Source organism: Enterococcus mundtii (assembly GCF_002813755.1).
Lineage (GTDB): Bacteria > Bacillota > Bacilli > Lactobacillales > Enterococcaceae > Enterococcus_B > Enterococcus_B mundtii.
In genome coordinates this window covers 497,050-516,848 of the sequence record NZ_CP018061.1, presented here as the reverse complement: position 1 = coordinate 516,848, position 19,799 = coordinate 497,050, and the positions used below count along the sequence as shown (strand labels likewise).

The following is a 19,799-nucleotide window of genomic DNA, read 5'->3' as shown; positions in this document are numbered from 1 at the left end:
TTTAGTTATCTTCAAGACACATTTTAATAAAAAAGCTGTTCTCAAAGCCATAGCACCTATAAAAATGGATTAAAATTCTTTTTTTATTTTTACAATGTAGCTATTTCCGATCATTTATTTTCATTTCTATTTACGTATAAACAAAGATTTTTTAAGAGATTAACAAATATTTATACATTTCCATCCATACTCCTTTCCTATTTGAACCGATGTTTTTAATTGAATTTCTGCCTCTCTCTTACTCTCTTTTTATTTTCATTAGGTATCTTCATTGCAATATTCATAACAAATGTACTATAATTGGAGTGTAAAGAGTTTTGGGGAAGACTCTTTCATCAACGTGTATAAAGAGACAAGAAAGAATCATCACGATTCTTTCTTGTCTCTTTTTCGGGCTCTTATCCTTCTCTCTTTAGTCATTCTCCAACAAATAATAAACTGAAAAATAAACGATTTGCTGTAATAAAATTAAGGTGGCTAACGAAGCTGTGCCACATATAGCTGGCTCAAACTTAGGAACCGTAAGGACGGCATCGTCTATCGTTGCATAGTTATCTAATACTAGATCTGCATATTCATATAAGCGCAAACCACTACTATGTCTTGACTTGATACTTCGGGATAAATCAAAACCTGTGATTACGATCAATAGGTGACCTTGTTCTTTGACCCATTCCGCCAGTTCAATGATTGCAGGATTTCTCCCTTCATTTGATAAGAGAAGAAAAATATCCTCGGGTTGCGCATTGATTTGTTCAATGATTGCTTGGCCCGTTCCTTCCAGTGACTCATAAATTCCCGCTGCAGGGTGTTCAATCAACTGAGTTGGCAAGATTTTTGGAGATTGTTGCCAAAATTCATAGGCAATACCTTGCAAGGTACGGCTAGCAAAAATATGTAAGCATCCTCCTCGATGAATCTGTGTAGCGATCCAACGTCCCGCTTGTTCCATCAAGGGTTCCTCGATCCTTAATTTTCTTTCAAGTTGTTGACAATAATCAAAATAGGGTAAGCTCATTCTTTTCTCCTCTTCTTCTGCTATTTCAGAATAGAGACAACTATCAAAAAGAAAAATACAAAAAGATGAGACGAAGCAATTGCTCAGTCTCATCTTTACCTTAACCACTTATTCATTACACTCCAGCGAAAGATCTGATGTAGCAGCATCTTGATGTTCTTCGGCTTCAGTGTAAAAGATAGGAACGATGTATCGCTAAAAGCAAGTCTTTCAAACGGATTAAACAAACTGCTTGCTTGAATATACATCTTTTTTGACATAGTAAATAAATCGCCTTGCTTCCTCCGCTTTTTCTATTCATAAGGTAGAAAATCTTCCTTAAATCAGGTACAATAAATGCGGTCGGTGCGCTGCATCGACTATGGCAAAATGATCGGTCAGGGTGTATACGTGTGACTGGTCATTCCTTGATAGTTAGTTGCCGCTAACTATCAAGGAGCCTTTTTTTTAGTTATTTCTATCTGCATCTATTGTAAGGAAAGTGCGAAACAAGTGCAAGTATCAAAATATCAGCGGTCAGACCTTGTCCGTCTTTCTGAGACATCCTTTGAGCGGTTCGGAGAAGCCGCATGTTTGCCTTTTTTGACGACATGAAATTTTTTGAGTAGATACGGGATATAGGCAAAAAGGTACAGCAAAAGAAAAGCTGCCGCAAAAAGAAATGCCTGTTGATCTCCCCACAAAAGAACGATGATCAAACTACCGATCGCCACTGTTGCTAAGTACCAAATAAAAATCAAAAAGGTTTCTTTTATTCTGACCATATAAAACATCGTAAACAAACTAATAAATAATACTGGCAGTAAAAACAGCCAATTATTTCCCTCCATCAACCATTTCAATCCATCAAGAAACGTTTGTGCAATGTTGATTAGAATCCCCATGTAAGCAATACACCTCATTTACTATTCTTTTCTCAAGATTTTATTTCTCTAATTGTTAAGTTTTTAGTCCAGAGAATGACTTAGATCAATGAGGTATTGTTTCAGCTGCTCGCTGATTTCAGGATGACCTAAACCGTATTCGATACTTGTTTTTAGATAACCAAATTTATCACCGACATCATATCTAGAGCCTTTGAATTCTCTCGCATATACGGGTTGCTTTTTATTTAATTCATCAATGGCATCCGTCAATTGAACCTCATTTCCAGCTCCAGGTTTTTGTGTTTCTAATAATTCAAAAATTTCTGGTGTCAATAAGTAGCGTCCAATAATCGCTAAATCACTCGGAGCTTCTTCAGGTGTTGGTTTTTCGACGAATCGTTTCACTTCATACAAGCCTTCAGATTCTTTTGTTTCTGGATCGATGATCCCATATTTTGACGTGTCTTCATGAGGAACTTTCATGACTGCTACAGTCGAACCTTTTGTTTTCTCGTAATCTAAGATCAATTGTTTTGTCAGTGGAATCTCATCTTCCATCAAATCGTCCCCAAGCATAACGATGAATGGTTCATCTCCAATAAAAGTTTTCGCTTGTAATACCGCATGACCTAGTCCTAAAGGATGGGACTGACGGATAAAGTGGAGATTGACATTCGTTGTTTCTTCGACTAATTTTAGCAAGTCGATTTTATTTTTTTCTTGTAGATTCAATTCTAATTCGATATTCGAATCAAAATGGTCTTCAATCGGTCGTTTTTCTTTTCCGGTAACGATCAAAATATCTTCGATCCCCGAAGCTAAAGCTTCCTCTACGATAAATTGGATCGTTGGTTTATCAACGATCGGCAACATTTCTTTTGCCATTGCCTTTGTAGCAGGTAAAAAACGTGTACCTAGACCTGCTGCAGGAATGACTGCTTTTCTTACGATTTTATTCTCCATATGCGTATTTATATACTCCATTCTGTTGATTTACTGAAATTCGTTTTCCATCTTGCCATCACGCAACATGATTTCTTTTGCTGCTTGTTTAATATCTTTCCCTTGATAAAGGACCTGATAGATTGTTTGAGTGATGGGCATCTCTACACCTAGTTGCTCAGCCAGCTCAACCGCCGCTTTTGTTGTCGATACACCCTCCACGATCATCCCCATATTTTCCAGGATTTGATCTAATTTTTGTCCTTCACCCAGCATATGCCCCGCACGCCAATTACGTGAATGAACACTTGTACAAGTGACAATCAAATCACCGACACCACTCAATCCAATAAAGGTCAAAGGATTCGCGCCCATTGCTACACCGAGACGACTGATTTCAGCTAAACCTCTTGTCATGATCGCCGCTTTCGCATTGTCACCAAAACCAAGACCGTGGATCGCGCCGGCACCGATTGCAATGATATTCTTCAATGCTGCTCCTGTTTCCACACCGATCACATCATTATTTGTATAGATTCGGAAATAATCGTTCATAAATAATTCTTGCACATAAGTAGCTGCTTTTTGGTCAATACTTGCAGCAGTGATCGTTGTGATATCGTGGACCGCCACTTCTTCTGCGTGACTAGGGCCTGATAAAACAACGATGGATTGTCGTTTTTCTTCTGGGATTTCTTCGGCAATCACTTCTGATATCCGTTTATGCGTGTCTTGCTCTAATCCTTTACTGGCATGGATGATCACTGGTTTTGTCGTTAAATGTTGTAGCAATTCTTGTGCTACAGCACGGATTGCTTTCGTCGGTACGACAAATAATACTGCATCTACCTCTTTGACAGCTTCAGCCAATTCGGTAAAGCCGATGATCGATTCTGGTAAATGTAATTCAGGTAAATAGTGTTTATTCGTATGATACGTATTGATTTCTGTGATTTGTTCTGGAACATTCCCCCAGATACGGACGTCATGTCCATTTTCTGCTAAGGTTTGAGCTAAAGCAGTTCCCCAAGAACCAGGGCCTAATACTGCAATTTTTTGTTTCATGGAAATTCCTCCAAAATTCATAGTTAATTTCTATTATAGTATACATTAACAAAATACAGGACTTATTTTCATTGTTTTTAGCTTTTGTTTAAAAAGAGCTTGGGATAGAAGTGTTTAGCTGCGAGAAATAAGGCGCTATCCAACAAAATTGTTTTCAAATTTTTTTTGAATAGTGCCTTGTTTCCGAAGTGGTTACTTTTGTTCCCACCGTTTATTCGGTTTTAGGGGGTGCAAGAGGACAAATGTCCTAGAAGCATTTAATTCAGCGATTTATTCCTTGATTTAACTTAAATGGAAATTATAATGTTGCAATACCATACAAGATGTTTTTTTGGTCTATTCCAATGATATAGTCTATTTATCAACAGTCGAACTAAAGGAGGTGCATCTTATGTGGTCAGTTACTCCACCAATGTAAGTGCAAGTTTCAAGAATAAACAAAATCCTCAAGAATAAAAAAACGAAAATCGTCGTTCAACAAGCGATTTTCGTTTTTTTATTTATTTTTCTAAAAAATCAGCTACCTCTGCCCATCTCTTCTATTTATCGTAATTCTTTCTCGATGATTTTTTTATACATAGCGATATCGTAACCAAATAATTCTTTCCTTATGTTAAACAATTCACAAAAATCAAAATTAAAGGATACCCTCATTTTGAAGCAATCAATTTGGGATAGTTTCTCATGGCTGATATTATATAAAATCACATCACGTTTATTATAGTTGCTGGGAATGGTTTCCGGATTGAATTGTTGAATGTCCAGGGTGTTTCCAAATTCTTGTTCTAACATTTCCTGTGCCCATAAGAAGTCCGTACAGACACCTGTCAGTAAAAAGACTCTTTTTTCATTTTTACTCCGATAAGTCAAAAAATAAATTTTTGTTGCTAAATACCGAAAATGATCATCTGAAAATGCTAGGTTCAATCCTGAAAAATCATTCCAGTCCATAAAGATCTGCTTGATTTTCTCAAAGAAAGCTTGAGGAATCTCTGCCATATCTGTCCCTTCCACAACATGTTCTTCAGGAATCAGCTGTTGAAAATTAAAATGACATTTCCGCAAAAACATCAAAGTTAGTACTTCGATGGTTCGTTGATTATTAGAAAAGTTAGGAATATTACGTTCCATCTTGTCGATCAGATACTCATACTTGATCTCTGGGAATTCTTTAGTAAAAGCGATATAGCATTGATAATTCTTTTCATGTGCATTTATTTCATAAAAATTTTGGTTTAAAAAATTGAATACGATCGTACAATAGTTTAAGTTTCGTTCATCTGGGCTTAAAAACATTTGTTTCAAAAAGGCGACAAGACGATCTTCTATCTGATGATAAATAGGTGTGCATTTATACATCTCTAACTTTTTTATATCTAGATTGTCTTTCAACTTCATTTTTCGATCAAACATCAGTTGAAGTAAAATCTGTGCGTATTCTTTTGAGAAATCTGAAAATAAACATTTTTGTTCTTTTTCAATTTGTTGAAACAAATGATTTATTTTGTACTGACTCGTTTTTGACACCTTAACTACTTGAATACCGCTCTTCATTTGAAAAAGTGCAATTAAAAACCGTAAGCGATACTCATCTTCTACCTTCTTATCATTGAGGTCGATGCCATAAGAGGCGACATAGGACATCACCTCTTTTTTTAGTTGATATGCTTTGGAGGAAGAGATATATTCTTGCTTGGCAAAACCTAGGGGATTCGAAAAATCGGTTTTAAAGAAATACATACACGCTTTGATAAATGGTGAATATTGATAGACTTTCTTCATATACGTTCGTTTATTTCTTTTATACTTATTTCTGATCAAATACCCTGTTGGATTTGATTCAATCAACGGATCAGTCTCATCGAATTGTAGATTGATTGCTTTTATGTCTCCTTTTATCGTTGAAACAGAAACATTCAATTGTTGAGACATCTCCAGCGAAGTCAAACTTGATTTTTCCCATAATAGATTAATAATAGTAACTTTTCGAAAAATTTCTTTCTCTAAATATTTTCTAAACACTATTACTCCCCCACCCACCTGTTAAATTAAATGGATAATATCATTAAAAAATCAAGTTGAAGTAAAAGTTTCATAAAATTTAAAAAAATTTATTTTTTTGTAAAAAAAGAGGAAGAACGTGGCATCACTTCTGTTCTCCCCCTTTTACTTATTATAAACTAGCTTAGCTCTTCTCTTGTTCAACCAACTTCCTTTTGATTTTACCTATATAAATACACAGACCTAGAATAATCACTAATAAGACACACCCAGTTATCATCATCCATTTGTACTTTGCAAAAAAACTAGGCTGACTTTTTATCAATATATCTGTTTGGTTTAATTTTTTGCTTATGTTGTTTTTTACTGTGAATTTCCTTGTTAACTTCCAGTGATGTTCCCCTTCATCCGCTTCAAATGTCGCAACATACACTCCCGGTAATAATGCTTTACCGTCTAGTGGTATCCTATAGTTCAATACCGTATTTGGAGCAATCGAGCCTTCCGGCTGGTTTGCTTGATACATAACTTCTTGATCATCTTCTTTCGTAATGATTGCTTTGATGTTGGTTAGCCGGATTAATTTGGGTTTAGGATTTTGGATTTTCTCTGTAAAAACATTTCGCGTATTCACTTGTTCTGCTTGCGCATCTAAAAGTTTTAATGTTGATGGAATTTGCTCCGGATCACTTGATTGCAAAACTAAACCGATTTCTCTCGCAAAATTATTTTGAATATTGCCTTCTTTGTTTGCTTCATTATTCTGAACTACCCGGATCGCTCCAATGGTAATCCCAGATAGATTCTTTTCAGGCATTTTGATTTTCACTTGTAATTCATGCGTTTGCTTTGGAGAAATTTTGATTTTATTTTCTGATATTTTTACTAGATCTTCTATATTGACTTGCGCGTTATTTGCTAAACCCTTGACCGATTTATCATACTCAATGACCCCGATACTGTTCGTATTTCCTTGATATAAAGTTGTGTCTAGCATGATCGTCTGATCCGAGATATTTTCGATTTTAAGATGCAACGTCTGTTCTTGTTTTGGTTCCATTTGTAAATCAAAATAGGAGACCTGTTTATTTATTTGATTGTCCGGCAATTGCGTGGACACCAAAAATGGAATATTCTGAGAAGCTGAGTTTTCATCACTAAACACAGGTACGTCACATAGATGAGACAAAACAAGTAAAAATAAAAACATGGCTATATTTTTTTTGATTTTCACTGGGCAGTTCCTTTCTGTCAAGGGCAGTTCTTACAATGTATCAGAAAACGTCCAAGTCAATTGCGCATGATAGGTATCCGCTTCTTTTTTTGCTGCAGCAGGAATACTTAATTTGTATTGATTGATTGGCAATGTTGAAATTCCTAATCCCTCTCCTGGACTCGCTTTGAATACTTCCACATCCACATCTGGAGTAATCACATAGTCTTGGGTGTTGATTACACCGCCTGTGGGTAGATCACCACCAATGTTTGTCACATTTCCTGTATTGATCGATAATTCTGCCCCTGCTAACTCAGCTTGATTGACTGAGGACGTAAATTGGGCAATTTGTTTTACTTTTAGTTTCCAACCTTTTGTTAGATCACCACGATTATCTGTGACTTGGATATCCGTAGTTGTTGGGTTAGATGCCTGATTACCATCTACTGTAGCGATTTGTTCGATGGATTGATCATATTTGATATTAGCAGTACCAAAATTCAGATTGGTTGGTAACTTGTTGGTTGCTAGGTTCAAATCTTCTCCATTTCCACCAGTTGGTGCTTGTAAAGTCACTGTGCCATCAGTTGTTGTATCGGCACTCACCGATGTTATACCTAAACTTGCTCCTACTAAGATACTCATACCTGCCATGACATATTTTTTTGTGATTACCATTATCTTATGCTCCTTTTCATTGTATAAAATATTTTATAGCTAGCCGACTTTGTTGCCACTTCAATTGTGATCAGTCTGCACGTCGTTCCTTTTCGCTTTCAGAAATGATCCATTGTGAGTTGTCTCTATCAACGATTGGCACAACGTTCTATGAATGAGCGCACAACTTAATCCTGATTCTTTTTTTGATCTCTCGTTTTCTGACTCCTCAGATTGAACACCCTCATGCTATCATTATCCATCGTCCGTTAGAGACTAATGGCTAGGGTGTTTCTGAAAGTGTCCAAGTGATTTTTGCCTGATAAGAATCAGCTATTTTCGGACTGTCACTTGGCAACTCCAACTTAAACTCGGTGAGTGGCAAAACGATCTGTCCCCGACTATTCCCTTTATCCACTCGAAATACTTCTTTTTCTTGCCCAACAGGAATATCAATTGTTTGATTACTTCCAGTACTTATCACTGCTCCCCCACTACTATTAGTTGCTGTCCCTGTTTCAAATTGGATGATTGACCCTGTTAATTGAAAGCCACTACTTATTCCAGTCAAGACATGGTCCTGAGTGACTTTTACTTTATAGCCGTCTCCATTGTTACTTCGTTTGTCAGTGATATCGATTTTCCCTGTGGCATTTGTAGCAATCAATTGATTGGTTGTATATTGGATTGGGACATGGCCAAAATCAAGTATGGACGGATAGATTGATTGATCATTGAAAAGGCTCTCCTCAACCGTCACATTCATACTTTTCGATTTATGCTTATACGTATAGGTGAGAACATACTGTCCTTCTTCTTCTGTCAATTTTTGTGGATCAATATCAATCATATTCGCTCCTTCGATTTTTTGTGCAGTGACACTGACGTTTGTCTCGAAAAACGAAAGAGATGAATTGCTGCTACTATCTGATTCAATGATACAATCTAATCCATCATATTCATTCCATGTATCTTTGGCATAGATCGTAGGCAAGGAATGAAGCTGAATATCAAATACATTGACTGTCGCCACAGACTCCGCATCATCACAAGTAAAAGTAATTTGATAGGTCCCTATTTTCTCTCCATCCGCTTCGCCTTGAATCGTGACATCATTGATTGTTTGTGGCTGTCCTAGCGCATTTGTTGCACTCACAAAGTTATATGGTGGTATCCAAACTTCACCCAATAATAGATCGATATCCTTGGTAATTACTTGTGCTTTACTCGTGAATGGACCACTAGCTATTTTTCTTACATTTTTAGACTGGAAATATTTTGGAAACATGGAATTATTGGACGTCACATTCAAGGTATTTTGAGCAATATCAATCGAAGTTAAATTAAAACTTGTCGTAATTGGTCCGGTATAGCCGATATCGGGAAGTGGGTCTGTGCCATTTAGCTTCCAAGTACCAATCCCACTATTTGAAGCGATCGTGAATGGTGCACTGCTATAATATGAACCTAAAGCACAGCCTTTGGAATTAGCAATCGAAAAATTGCTGGTTGCTGCGATTGACAGAGATTGACCGATTGCAATAGTTGCTGTTGGATTATTTGATTGTGCGCTAAAAGTGGTATGATCTTCTATGTTCAAGACAGTGCTGCTATTATTACCTACTACTGGATAGCTGTTACTCGTATTATTGAATGCTACATTTGCTCCATTTCGTATATTTAATTCTTTTACTTCACACACTTCTTGCGTATCTGATGAGGCTGTAATATTCTCATACAGATTCGCTGTCCCATAAGGCAGATAAATGAATTGTTGTCCAGAAGATGTGACATTTGTATAGTTGATCGTGACTCCTGAGAATTCGGACCAGAAAAACGAATATGGATGTTGATTGATTAGTGTGACATCAGAAATAGAGCAAGTCGTATACGCTAATGCAACGCCAACCAGTTGAAGATTAATATCAATCGTGTGGTTATTGCCATAAATATTTTTTGGCGAATTGATATTAAAAGATGCCGTTAACTTGATATCTCCAGTTAAATAAATGTCTGTAATAGTGGGGTCCAATAAAGCGGTACGAAAATCATTGAAGTTATCCACACTAGCTATGCCTGAAGCTGCTGTAGGGACAGCTAAAACGGATTGGAAATCACTTTGCACAGTACTATTGGATGGTTCACTTATTTCTTCTGAAGAACCCATTTCCTTTGTCGTAGTACTTTCACTCGGCGCATTTTCACTACTCTCAGTTGCCGAATCAGCAGACGCATGATACGGTAGACTGATGGCTACTTTATAAAAAAAGAAAACGATACTTACTATACACATAACTACCTTTATTTTTTTTGCCAGCTTCATCTTTATCATCCTAAAAAACATCCCTTTTTTGTACAACTAGATAATTTGATCCCACCGATAGTATTAGGGTGATCATTCTTCCTTTCATGGTTCCCTGCTCAGGTGGATCATGGCTTTTCCATCAAAAGCTCAGCTTGAAAACAACCATTTACCTTATATTTATTTCTCATATATCAACCTCCTTTACCAAGTAATCACCAATCTATGTCTATATTATGCTTGATAAACTATGGAAAAAAATCCATAGATTTACCCTTCTCAGTGTAAAAATTTAATAAACATTTTATCTGTACGTTATGATTTCAATTCATTCATGTTACTTGATAAAATAAAAAAGGCCTCTTAAAAGAGGACTTGGAATTTTTATAATAGTTGTTATAATATATGTTTTTTCCATGTTCTGTTATACAAACATAAAAAATAATTGAATTTTTATCATGCGTTTGCCCAATTGCTAAGATTCTCGTTAGACATGCACGAAAATCTTAACAATACTGAGCAAATCACTTATTCGTTGATTGATTCAGCATCAACGATTGCTTCATTAATAAAGACGGGTATGGATTGTTTAGCCAATCAATTCCCAAGGTCCCCATTGTTCAGTTCCAGGCTCATTGCCTCGTGTCCACCATTTTGCACGATATGTGTTGCCTTTGTGTGTCACGATATCACCTAGATCATAAATTGTATCTGCATCCCATGCTTCTACTGCTGGTGCATCCGCCGTTGTCACAACTAATGCTTTGCTTTCTTCTGAAATGTTGCCCGCTTCGTCAAATGCTTTCACTGTATAAGAATACTCTGTGTTAGCTGTTAATCCTGCGTCACTGAATGTATTTGTTGCTGTTTCTCCTACTTGCTCACCGTCACGGTAAACATAGTAACCTACTACACCCACGTTGTCTGTTGATTGTGTCCATGATAAAGAGACACTCTTGTCACTAATTGATGAAACCGCAATGTTCAATGGTACTGATGGAGCTTCTAAGTCAGCTGGTGGCTCTTCTAATGTAGAAATCACTAATGCTTTACTTTCTTCTGAAACGTTACCAGCTGCATCGAATGCTTTCACTGTATAAGTGTATTCTGTGCTGGCAGTCAATTTTGTGTCTGTATAAGCATTGTTTGTTGCTCTACCAATTTGTTCGCCATCACGATAAATGTAATAACCTGCTACACCACGATCATCTGTTGAATTTGTCCAAGATAGTGCGACAGTTGAATGTGTTGCTGTTCCTGCTAGATTGGTTGGTTGTGATGGTTTTTCTGTATCAGGTGTTTTTTCTTGGAATAAATCCTGATAAGACTTCGCAAATGATTCATTGTACTCTACTCCAGCAGAGTTTCTTCCTTCATCCCAGTTGATGCTCCAAGTCATCAAACCTTTCAATGGTGTTTGATCTTTTTCCATTTGTTCAAATACGTCATAGACTTTCGATGGCTCTTTTACGAAACCATTTGCTGCTGCATCAATGTTTGCTGGAATACCTAAAGCTAAACGATTCGCTGGAATTTGGATAAAACCACCGCTTCCTTCATTGAAAGCTTTTGAAATCCCATATAAGAATTCAAATTTTTTGCTGTCATTGTTTTGAGCGATCCATTCAGTTCCAACACTGATACCGTCACCTGCTTGGTTGTATAACTGTGGTGCAATAAAATCATATTCTTGTTCTAAAGCAGTAATGTATGGCACATATTTACCTTGTGTTCTTAAGTACGGAAACTCTGGCGCCATGGAGATAATAAAATGTTTTTGCTCTTTCTCAAAATGTGCACGGACGATTTTCAACGCATCTGGGATCACTGTTTTATTGTCGCCTGCATCTACTGCGGTTTGTTCTAAATCAATATCTAAGCCATCAAATCCATAAACTTCAACCAAACGGATGATTTCATCTGCAAAGGCTTGTTCTTCTCCTTTATGTAATTCAATATGTGAGTCTGCACCCCCAAGTGAAATGAGTACCACACGATCTTCAGCATTCAAAGTTGCTACTTTTTGTCTAAATTCAGTATCAGACATATTGTAAGGTTTGAATGTTGGGATACCTTCCCCTTTCATGAATGACACAGCAATCACATTATAAAAAGGATTTACTTTTGCCAAATCAGTATCTGCCGGACGGCCCCCTTGGTAACCAGCACCTTGTTCAGGCACCCAATTATGATAATAACCTACTGAAACTTGGCGATTTGAGATATCTGGCATCGTATCTGCTGCGTCTGCTGCAAACACATCTGTTCCGCCTCCAATCAAACAACCTAAAAGACCAACTGAGAATAATAAACTTTTTTTATTCATTTTTTCCCTCCTAAATTTGTATTACAGACCAGATTAAAACATATCTTATTCTTCAAAATTTTTTTTGTCTGGTATTGCAACAAAATAATTTTCAAACAAAAAAAATCGCACTTTTTTAGCAAAATGGCGCATATATGAAAACATAACATCCACATAACTACATTATGCTATTATAGCCATGTACAAAAAACAGCTTCTGGAGGAAATGAACATGACAGAACATGCTGCTCTAATTCGAAAATTAAGAAAAGATCGTGGATTGACGCAAGAACAATTAACTGTAGGTATCTCCCAAAGAGGAACATTAGCAGCTTTCGAATCACGCGGAACAAAAATTGGTTTTGAACTATTAGTAAATTATCTTGATCGGATGAATATCACACTTGAAGAATATCAATTTTTATTGAATAGTAATTCATTGTCAAATAAACAAAAATTAACGAATTATTTGATTACTTCAAAAACCATTACATCTGCTCAAGAGCAAGAATTGCTTAATGAATTTGAAAAAACAGGAAACATTTATTATCGTTTGATCTATGCCCAAAGAAAATTGATTTCAAATTATCTGTATAGCACATCTTTTACCGCATCAATGAAAGAAGAAATCAGTGTCATTAAGAAGTATCTTGAAAAGATTGATACTTGGGGCCATTTTGAATTGACTATTTTTTCAAATTGTTTGTTTATTTTTGATGATGAATATATTGCCTATTCGTTCCAAAACAGTGTCACAAAGATGAAAGCTTACATAGATAATACCTATTATTCTGAGCTTCTTTCTAATTTTATTTTGAACGGTGTCCGTCTTTCTTTTAACCGTGAATCAATCACATTACGCAAATTATTTCTAGCTCAATTAAAAAAAATCGCTACGACACATAAGCAAACACTCGACCTTGCACATTACAAAGTATTTACTGCTTTAGATAAATTAGCTGATGGACAAAAAACAGCTTTAAAAGAAGTGGAAACGGGTATTGCATTTTTTGAATGGTTAGATCTTTCTACGAGTAAAGACTATATGATCAATCTAAAAGAAAAATTGTGCGCAGAGATATGTGATTTACCGCACAATGAGCACCACACAAAAGTTGTTGTTAAAAGTACGTGCGATCGCCTCTCTTCACAACGCCAAGCGAATACTGCCTAAAAAACCGTGTATCTCCTCATCCCCAAATGAGAAGATGCATGGTTTTTAACTATCTCCCTGTAACGAAGAGTAATGTTGCCTCCTTCATTTATCTGATTCGTTCTCTACATTTACTCCACCACTTCCAATAAATTCTTTCGTTTCTTGTTCTATTCCCGTGCATAAGCGATTTCTTCAGTTGCAGTTGTTTTTACCAGCGACCATTTCCCTATAATCAAAAACACGACTAAATAGAACTATTCCTAAAAAAAAACATTTTCGTGCTGAACGATTTTTTTTTGTTGCAATAACATACATAATTTTCACCTTAATAATATGTCAGTTATGATACCGATTGTAAGTTACATAAAGAAAAATTATTGGAGGAATCATCATGAAAAAAAGTACATTAATTGGTTTAGGATTCATTTTAGCTGGTATTGGGGCAAGCACTCTTACTTCTGTCGATGTTGCTGCTCATGGTTACGTTTCTGAACCAGCAAGTCGTGGATACCAAGGGAGCCTTGACAAAAATACAAACTGGAATGCTGCATTCAAAAAATACGGAGCTGTTATCAATGAGCCACAATCCCTTGAAGCACCAAAAGGCTTTCCAGCTGCTGGACCTGAAGATGGACAAATCGCTTCTGCAAATGGTGCGGTAGGTGATTTCCTATTAGATCAACAATCATCCTCACTGTGGACAAAACAACAATTGACAACCGGTGCAAATGATTTTACTTGGACATTCACTGCCAATCATGCAACAACGAAATGGCATTACTACATGACAAAAGCCGGTTGGGATCAAAATGATGCGTTGACAAGAGACGACTTGGAATTCATTGGTGAAGTAGGCAATGATGGACAACTAGCTTCTACTAATCCAACACATTCGATCAACATTCCCAATGACCGTTTAGGCTATCATGTAATCTTAGCTGTTTGGGATGTCGCTGATACTAAAAATGGGTTCTATAATGTCATCGATGTCGATGTCAAAGGCGAAACAGTTTTAGCTTACTTACAAAAATAAAAAATATTAATGACCGCAAGTCGCGAGGCAGAAATGTTTAGCCTCGAAAAAAAAGCACCATCCACGAGAGTTGTTCATCAATTTTTTGTGGATGGTGCTTTTTTGTAGTTTTTTTTTTGCGATTTATGCGATTTTAGAAGGTGCAAGAGCGGCAATGTACTACGCACTATTGTGTATTTTCTTAAGTTTTACTAAAATGTGCGGATTATGAAAAGGCTTGTTCTCTTTTCATTCTAAATTTCATAAGCTACAATATGAGAGTACCTAGTTATATCATCGTTAGATTTCTCGCTGCAAGATATTTTTGTTGCTTTAAGGATATCTATTTATCATAAATCGGTTTTTTGCCGATAGACGTGCGAACAATATTGGGTAACTTGTTTTTAGGAGGAAATTTTATGATTCAGTTATTGCGCTATGCGAAAGACTATCGAAAACAAATCATCCTAGGTCCTGTATTTAAATTTTTAGAAGCAGTCTTTGAATTGATTTTACCTTTATTGATGGCTTCGCTGATCGATAATGGGCTAAAAATGAACAATCGTGAAGTGATCATCAACATGGGTATCTGGATGATCGTCATGTCGGTGATTGGATTGATCTGTGCCATTATTTGTCAATATTATTCATCCATTGCCTCTCAAGGGTTTGGAACAGAACTTAGAAACCAACTCATCAAAAAAATCAACTCTTTCTCCCATAGTGAATTAAATCATTTTGGGACGGATACATTGATCACGCGCATGACCAATGATATCAATCAGCTACAACTTGCACTCGCAATGGTTATCCGTTTATTGATCCGAGCACCTTTTTTAAGTATTGGATCAGTAGTGATGGCTTTTGTGATCGACTGGCAAGTCGGGCTATTCTTCTTAGCTTTATTACCAATTTTTTCAATCATTTTATACTTTATTATCCGTAAGACGATCCCCCTCTATCAAAAAGTCCAAGAAAAGTTGGATGGTCTAAATGAGACTGTTAGCCAAAATTTAAGCGGGGTTCGTGTGATCCGAGCATTTTCACGTACTAATAAAGAAATCGAAACGTTTGATGAAAACACGGATGTCTTAGCAAAAAATTATTTACGTGTTTCCAATATCTCCGCTTTGCTCTCTCCGGCAACGACATTGATCATGAATGTCGGGATCATTTGTCTATTGACTGTTGGCGGGGTCAAGGTAAATATCGGTTCCTTACAACAAGGACAAGTTTTAGCATTGATCAATTACATGAACCAAATGTTATTAGCCTTGATCGTTGTTTCCAATCTTGTCGTGATCTTTACTCGTGCAGAAGCTTCTGCTCAGCGGGTCAAAGAAGTCTTAGATACCGAAAATACCATTACAGATGCTGAGACTCCTAGTGAACCAGTCATGGATTCTGAAACAATTCTACAATTTAAAGACGTAGATTTTCGTTATACGCCAGAATCTGGTCTGTCATTACAAGGAATCAATTTCACTTTGAAACGCCAAACTGTCTTAGGGATCATTGGTCCGACCGGAAGTGGGAAGACGACATTGACACAATTGATCCCACGTTTTTATGATGTTAGTGAAGGCTCTGTGTTATTTGACGAACAAGATGTTCGTGACTGGTCATTAGATACATTACGAAGTCAGATTTCGCAAGTACCACAAACGGCTGTCTTATTCACCGGTACCATTCGGGAAAATCTTCAGTGGGGAAAACCTGACGCGACAGACGCAGAGTGTTGGGAAGCTTTGGCAATTGCCCAAGCGGAAGATTTTGTTCGCCAATTACCCAAAGGATTAGATACAAGAGTCATGGAGAACGGGAAAAACTTTTCCGGAGGTCAAAAACAACGGTTGACGATTGCTCGTGCATTGATCGCCAAACCTGCCTTATTGATCTTAGATGACTCCTTGAGTGCCCTTGATTATCAAACGGATCTAAACTTGCGCCAAGCACTACAAACTTCCCTTAATACAACGGTCATCATTATTTCTCAACGCATCCGTTCGATTCAACAAGCAGAGCATATCCTCGTCATGGATCAAGGAAAAATCGTGGCCCAGGGTACACATGATACATTGCTTAGTCAATCTTCTGAGTATCGTGAAATCGTGGCATCACAGGAGGAGGAATAAAATGAAAACAAAAAAACTATCGTGGCAAACGCTCAAACGTTTTGTTCCTTATCTGACGGCCCATCCACGTGAAATTTGGTTAGCTGTCTTGTTGGGAATCGTCAATGGTGTTGCTACCGTCGTGATGACCTTACAGATCGGTCAAAGTATCGATCAAATGGTTGGTGTGGGGCAAGTCAACTTTACTCGATTAGTCCAACTTCTGGTGATGTTTGGCGGGATCGTTTTACTTAATGTCATCAGTCAATGGTTGATCCAAGTATTAAGTAACCGATTGGCTTACCTCTCTGTTGCTAATCTACGAAAAGATGCTTTTGCTCGTTTAAATCTTTTACCGTTAAGATACTATGATCAAAATTCACACGGGAATATCGTCAGCCGTTTCACAAATGATATGGACAATATCTCCATTGCGATATCAGCGGCGTTCAATCAATTATTTTCTGGAGTGGCGATCATTATCCTCTCACTGATCTTCATGCTCAGCTTGAGTCCATTATTGACACTTGTCGTCATTTGTTCGACACCAATCATTTTCTTAGTCAGCTGGTTAGTGGCACGCGCTTCTCAAAATGATTTTGATAACCAGCAAAAAATCATTGGGAATATTTCAGGTTTTGTTACAGAACGTATCGGTAATCAAAAAATCATCAAAGCGTTCCAACAAGAAGAAGTCAATCAACAGCAATTCAGTGCCTTGAATGCTGATTTATATGAGAAAGGGCAGCGCGCGCAATTCTCTTCTTCATTAACGAACCCATCTTCTCGTTTTGTCGATCACTTAGCCTATCTCTCCATTGGTTTGATTGGTGGTTTACTTGCCTTACGAAGTGATTCAACGATTACTGTCGGGATCATTTCAAGTTTTACGATCTATTCAAGTCAGTTTTCGAAACCTTTTATTGAATTATCAGGGATCACGACACAGATCCAAACCGCATTTTCTGGTTTAGAACGAGCATTTGAATTGATCGATCAACCGGAAGAAACGCCAGATGAACCTTTTGCGTATCAACTTGATCCTCAAACGATCAAAGGCGAGGTCGCTTTCAAACATGTTTCTTTCTCTTATGAACCACAACAACGGTTGATCGAGAATTTCAGCTTTGTTGCCAAGCCAGGTCAAACAGTGGCAATCGTTGGTAAAACGGGAGCTGGTAAATCCACATTAGTGAATCTATTGATGCGTTTTTATGATGTCAATTCCGGGACGATCACGATCGACGATTATGATATTACCCAAATCGCCCGTGATTCCCTACGCAAGAGCTTTGGCATGGTTTTACAAGATACGTGGTTATTCGACAGTACGTTACGAGAAAATTTACGTTACGGAAAACCAGACGCCAGTGATGAAGAAATCAATGAGGCCCTAAAATCAGCCTATATGTATGAATTTGTCCAACGCTTGCCACAAAAACTAGATACACGCATTGGTGGACAGGGATTAAAAATCTCCGATGGGCAACGTCAATTACTGACGATTGCTCGTACGATGATCAGTAATCCACCTATGTTGATACTTGATGAAGCAACAAGTTCAGTGGATACATTGACAGAAAAGAAAATCCAAAATGCCTTCCTAAAAATGATGGAAGGAAAAACTAGTTTTGTGATTGCCCATCGCTTGTCCACGATCAAAAATGCCGATCAGATCCTCGTTATGGATCAAGGGGCAATCGTTGAAATGGGGACACATGATGAATTATTGAAAATCGAAGATGGTAACTATCGTCAACTTTATCAAGCGCAATTTACTGGATCGGTTGAAAAATAGTGAACATCGAATCAGATGATTTTTCTGATCTATGCAAAAAACAAGCAGTCTTCTGGGATGGGAAGACTGCTTGTTTTTTATTTTGTATGCGTCGTTAAACTCCGCAAAATTCTTTTATATGGCATGGCGCGCCCAATCACGTAGATCATCGTCGATTGGATCGGCAACCAGATAATGGCTTTTAATAAACGTGGTCCCCAGAATACCCAGTTCATCGGTACTTGATACATGATGACCAACCATAATGGTGTCAGAATCAAGCTAACGAACACTGTCACACTGAGCGTGGCTAAGATTGCATTTTTCCAAGTGATCTCTTTGCGATAGAAAAAGAACCCATAAATCGCTCCTTCAATAAAAGCATTCAACGTGAAGCCGATGAAAAAGACAGATTTAGGAAATAATGCCATACCCACAATATCAGCTAACACAGAACCGATCCCTGTCCAAAATGGGCCAAATAAAATACCCATAATTACTTGGGGAATGAACGTTACACTGATTTTGAGTAATGGTGTTTCAAATGAAACTAAGCGAGACAACGTGACCATCAATGCGATCAGCAGTCCCATGATCGTAATCATACGAGCATCTAAACGATTTTTCTTCATTTCTAGCATCTCCTTTAAGAGCTGCTACATGTTTCATGCAGCGAATGCGAAAATAAAACCGCGAACTTACGTCCTTCGTCCTAGAGGCAACATCCCATCCTCTAAGCACTTAACGCTTTATTTTCTACTCTGTTAATAGTGGGAACTTATCCCAGACAAACTATAGCATAGAAAAGGAAGAACTGTAAATAAAAAAGCTAATATTCTACGCGAAAACGATTGCTTAGTTCGTGATGTAACAGACATTCGCCTTGATCAACTGTCTCTATCTTCATAAAACCCGAATTTTAGATCTTATTAGGAAAAGGGATCTTACTTCCTTCTTCATGAATGACTTGTCGAAATTCCAAAAATCCGGCTTCAAGCCCACGTAACAAAACTTCTGCTGTCCCAATATTTGTTGCTAAAGGAATATCATACACATCAGCCAAGCGGATCAACGCAGTGACATCAGGTTCATGAGGTTGAGCTGCTAAAGGATCACGAAGGAAAATCACTAGATCCAATTCATCTTCTGAGATCATCGCGCCAATTTGTTGGTCGCCGCCTAAAGGTCCTGAATTGAACCGATGGACCGATAATCCTGTGGCTTCTGCAATCCGCTGACCAGTTGTCCCTGTCGCGAATAGTTCATGTTGTTCAAGTATGATTTTATAAGCTGTTGTAAATTTGATCATCAACTCTTTTTTACGATCATGTGCAATCAATGCTATTTTCATCTGTCATCGCTCCTTTT

15 protein-coding genes and 1 riboswitch are annotated in these 19,799 nt (G+C 37.4%); of the genes, 4 read left to right on the top strand and 11 right to left on the bottom strand.

Translation table 11 applies throughout. From position 1 onward, the window contains the following. Positions 1–412: 412 nt before the first annotated feature. The 9 genes from EM4838_RS02410 to EM4838_RS02370 form a co-directional block, all read right to left on the bottom strand. Positions 413–1,018, bottom strand: a complete 606-nt coding sequence (locus EM4838_RS02410; RefSeq protein ID WP_071866619.1) for an SIS domain-containing protein — start codon at positions 1,016–1,018, stop codon at positions 413–415. 509 nt (positions 1,019–1,527) lie between these two features. Further along, positions 1,528–1,902, bottom strand: a complete 375-nt coding sequence (locus EM4838_RS02405; RefSeq protein WP_071866620.1) for a hypothetical protein — start codon at positions 1,900–1,902, stop codon at positions 1,528–1,530. A 63-nt stretch (positions 1,903–1,965) separates the two neighbouring features. Beyond that, positions 1,966–2,847: a UTP--glucose-1-phosphate uridylyltransferase GalU gene (gene galU, locus EM4838_RS02400; RefSeq protein WP_071866621.1), complete on the bottom strand. Its 882-nt coding sequence runs from the start codon at positions 2,845–2,847 to the stop codon at positions 1,966–1,968. Positions 2,848–2,877: 30 nt separating this feature from the next. Beyond that, the gene (locus EM4838_RS02395) at positions 2,878–3,891 is read right to left on the bottom strand and encodes an NAD(P)H-dependent glycerol-3-phosphate dehydrogenase (protein ID WP_071866622.1); all 1,014 of its coding nucleotides are present in this window, start codon (positions 3,889–3,891) and stop codon (positions 2,878–2,880) included. 543 nt (positions 3,892–4,434) lie between these two features. Then, positions 4,435–5,913, bottom strand: a complete 1,479-nt coding sequence (locus EM4838_RS02390) for a helix-turn-helix domain-containing protein (protein ID WP_071866623.1) — start codon at positions 5,911–5,913, stop codon at positions 4,435–4,437. 163 nt (positions 5,914–6,076) lie between these two features. Further along, positions 6,077–7,126, bottom strand: coding sequence for a WxLIP family cell surface protein (locus tag EM4838_RS02385; RefSeq protein ID WP_071866624.1), 1,050 nt, complete (start codon positions 7,124–7,126; stop codon positions 6,077–6,079). A gap of 30 nt (positions 7,127–7,156) precedes the next feature. Further along, a complete protein-coding gene (locus EM4838_RS02380) occupies positions 7,157–7,786 on the bottom strand; it encodes a WxL domain-containing protein (RefSeq protein WP_071866625.1) in 630 nt (209 codons plus the stop codon). Positions 7,787–8,048: 262 nt separating this feature from the next. Next, complete coding sequence (locus EM4838_RS02375; protein WP_071866626.1) at positions 8,049–10,088, bottom strand: pectate lyase-like adhesive domain-containing protein; 2,040 nt, start codon at positions 10,086–10,088, stop codon at positions 8,049–8,051. A gap of 568 nt (positions 10,089–10,656) precedes the next feature. Beyond that, positions 10,657–12,393, bottom strand: a complete 1,737-nt coding sequence (locus EM4838_RS02370) for a fibronectin type III domain-containing protein (protein WP_071866627.1) — start codon at positions 12,391–12,393, stop codon at positions 10,657–10,659. A 211-nt stretch (positions 12,394–12,604) separates the two neighbouring features. On the opposite strand from EM4838_RS02370, the gene EM4838_RS02365 reads away from it, so the two are divergent. From EM4838_RS02365 to EM4838_RS02350, 4 genes are all read left to right on the top strand, one after another. Then, positions 12,605–13,546: a helix-turn-helix domain-containing protein gene (locus EM4838_RS02365; protein ID WP_071866628.1), complete on the top strand. Its 942-nt coding sequence runs from the start codon at positions 12,605–12,607 to the stop codon at positions 13,544–13,546. 373 nt (positions 13,547–13,919) lie between these two features. Beyond that, entirely contained in the window at positions 13,920–14,561 is a 642-nt protein-coding gene (locus EM4838_RS02360; RefSeq protein WP_071866629.1) for a lytic polysaccharide monooxygenase auxiliary activity family 9 protein, read from the top strand. A 398-nt stretch (positions 14,562–14,959) separates the two neighbouring features. Then, entirely contained in the window at positions 14,960–16,675 is a 1,716-nt protein-coding gene (locus tag EM4838_RS02355) for an ABC transporter ATP-binding protein (protein ID WP_071866630.1), read from the top strand. A 1-nt stretch (position 16,676) separates the two neighbouring features. Next, the gene (locus tag EM4838_RS02350; RefSeq protein ID WP_071866631.1) at positions 16,677–18,452 is read left to right on the top strand and encodes an ABC transporter ATP-binding protein; all 1,776 of its coding nucleotides are present in this window, start codon (positions 16,677–16,679) and stop codon (positions 18,450–18,452) included. 77 nt (positions 18,453–18,529) lie between these two features. On the opposite strand, the gene EM4838_RS02345 is transcribed toward EM4838_RS02350, so the two are convergent. Together EM4838_RS02345 and mgsA are read right to left on the bottom strand one after the other, a co-directional pair. Further along, positions 18,530–19,063, bottom strand: coding sequence for a folate family ECF transporter S component (locus EM4838_RS02345; RefSeq protein WP_071866632.1), 534 nt, complete (start codon positions 19,061–19,063; stop codon positions 18,530–18,532). Between the two features lie 36 nt (positions 19,064–19,099). Further along, a riboswitch (THF riboswitch) is annotated at positions 19,100–19,197 on the bottom strand. 153 nt (positions 19,198–19,350) lie between these two features. Then, complete coding sequence (mgsA, locus tag EM4838_RS02340; RefSeq protein WP_071866633.1) at positions 19,351–19,782, bottom strand: methylglyoxal synthase; 432 nt, start codon at positions 19,780–19,782, stop codon at positions 19,351–19,353. Between the last annotated feature and the right edge of the window lie 17 nt (positions 19,783–19,799).

Coding starts and splice junctions, on each gene's coding strand:
- EM4838_RS02410 (WP_071866619.1), bottom strand. CDS start 1,018: ATGAGCTTACCCTATTTTGATTATTGTCAACAACTTGAAAGAAAATTA.
- EM4838_RS02405 (WP_071866620.1), bottom strand. CDS start 1,902: ATGGGGATTCTAATCAACATTGCACAAACGTTTCTTGATGGATTGAAA.
- galU (WP_071866621.1), bottom strand. CDS start 2,847: ATGGAGAATAAAATCGTAAGAAAAGCAGTCATTCCTGCAGCAGGTCTA.
- EM4838_RS02395 (WP_071866622.1), bottom strand. CDS start 3,891: ATGAAACAAAAAATTGCAGTATTAGGCCCTGGTTCTTGGGGAACTGCT.
- EM4838_RS02380 (WP_071866625.1), bottom strand. CDS start 7,786: ATGGTAATCACAAAAAAATATGTCATGGCAGGTATGAGTATCTTAGTA.
- EM4838_RS02375 (WP_071866626.1), bottom strand. CDS start 10,088: ATGAAGCTGGCAAAAAAAATAAAGGTAGTTATGTGTATAGTAAGTATC.
- EM4838_RS02370 (WP_071866627.1), bottom strand. CDS start 12,393: ATGAATAAAAAAAGTTTATTATTCTCAGTTGGTCTTTTAGGTTGTTTG.
- EM4838_RS02365 (WP_071866628.1), top strand. CDS start 12,605: ATGACAGAACATGCTGCTCTAATTCGAAAATTAAGAAAAGATCGTGGA.
- EM4838_RS02360 (WP_071866629.1), top strand. CDS start 13,920: ATGAAAAAAAGTACATTAATTGGTTTAGGATTCATTTTAGCTGGTATT.
- EM4838_RS02355 (WP_071866630.1), top strand. CDS start 14,960: ATGATTCAGTTATTGCGCTATGCGAAAGACTATCGAAAACAAATCATC.
- EM4838_RS02350 (WP_071866631.1), top strand. CDS start 16,677: ATGAAAACAAAAAAACTATCGTGGCAAACGCTCAAACGTTTTGTTCCT.
- EM4838_RS02345 (WP_071866632.1), bottom strand. CDS start 19,063: ATGAAGAAAAATCGTTTAGATGCTCGTATGATTACGATCATGGGACTG.
- mgsA (WP_071866633.1), bottom strand. CDS start 19,782: ATGAAAATAGCATTGATTGCACATGATCGTAAAAAAGAGTTGATGATC.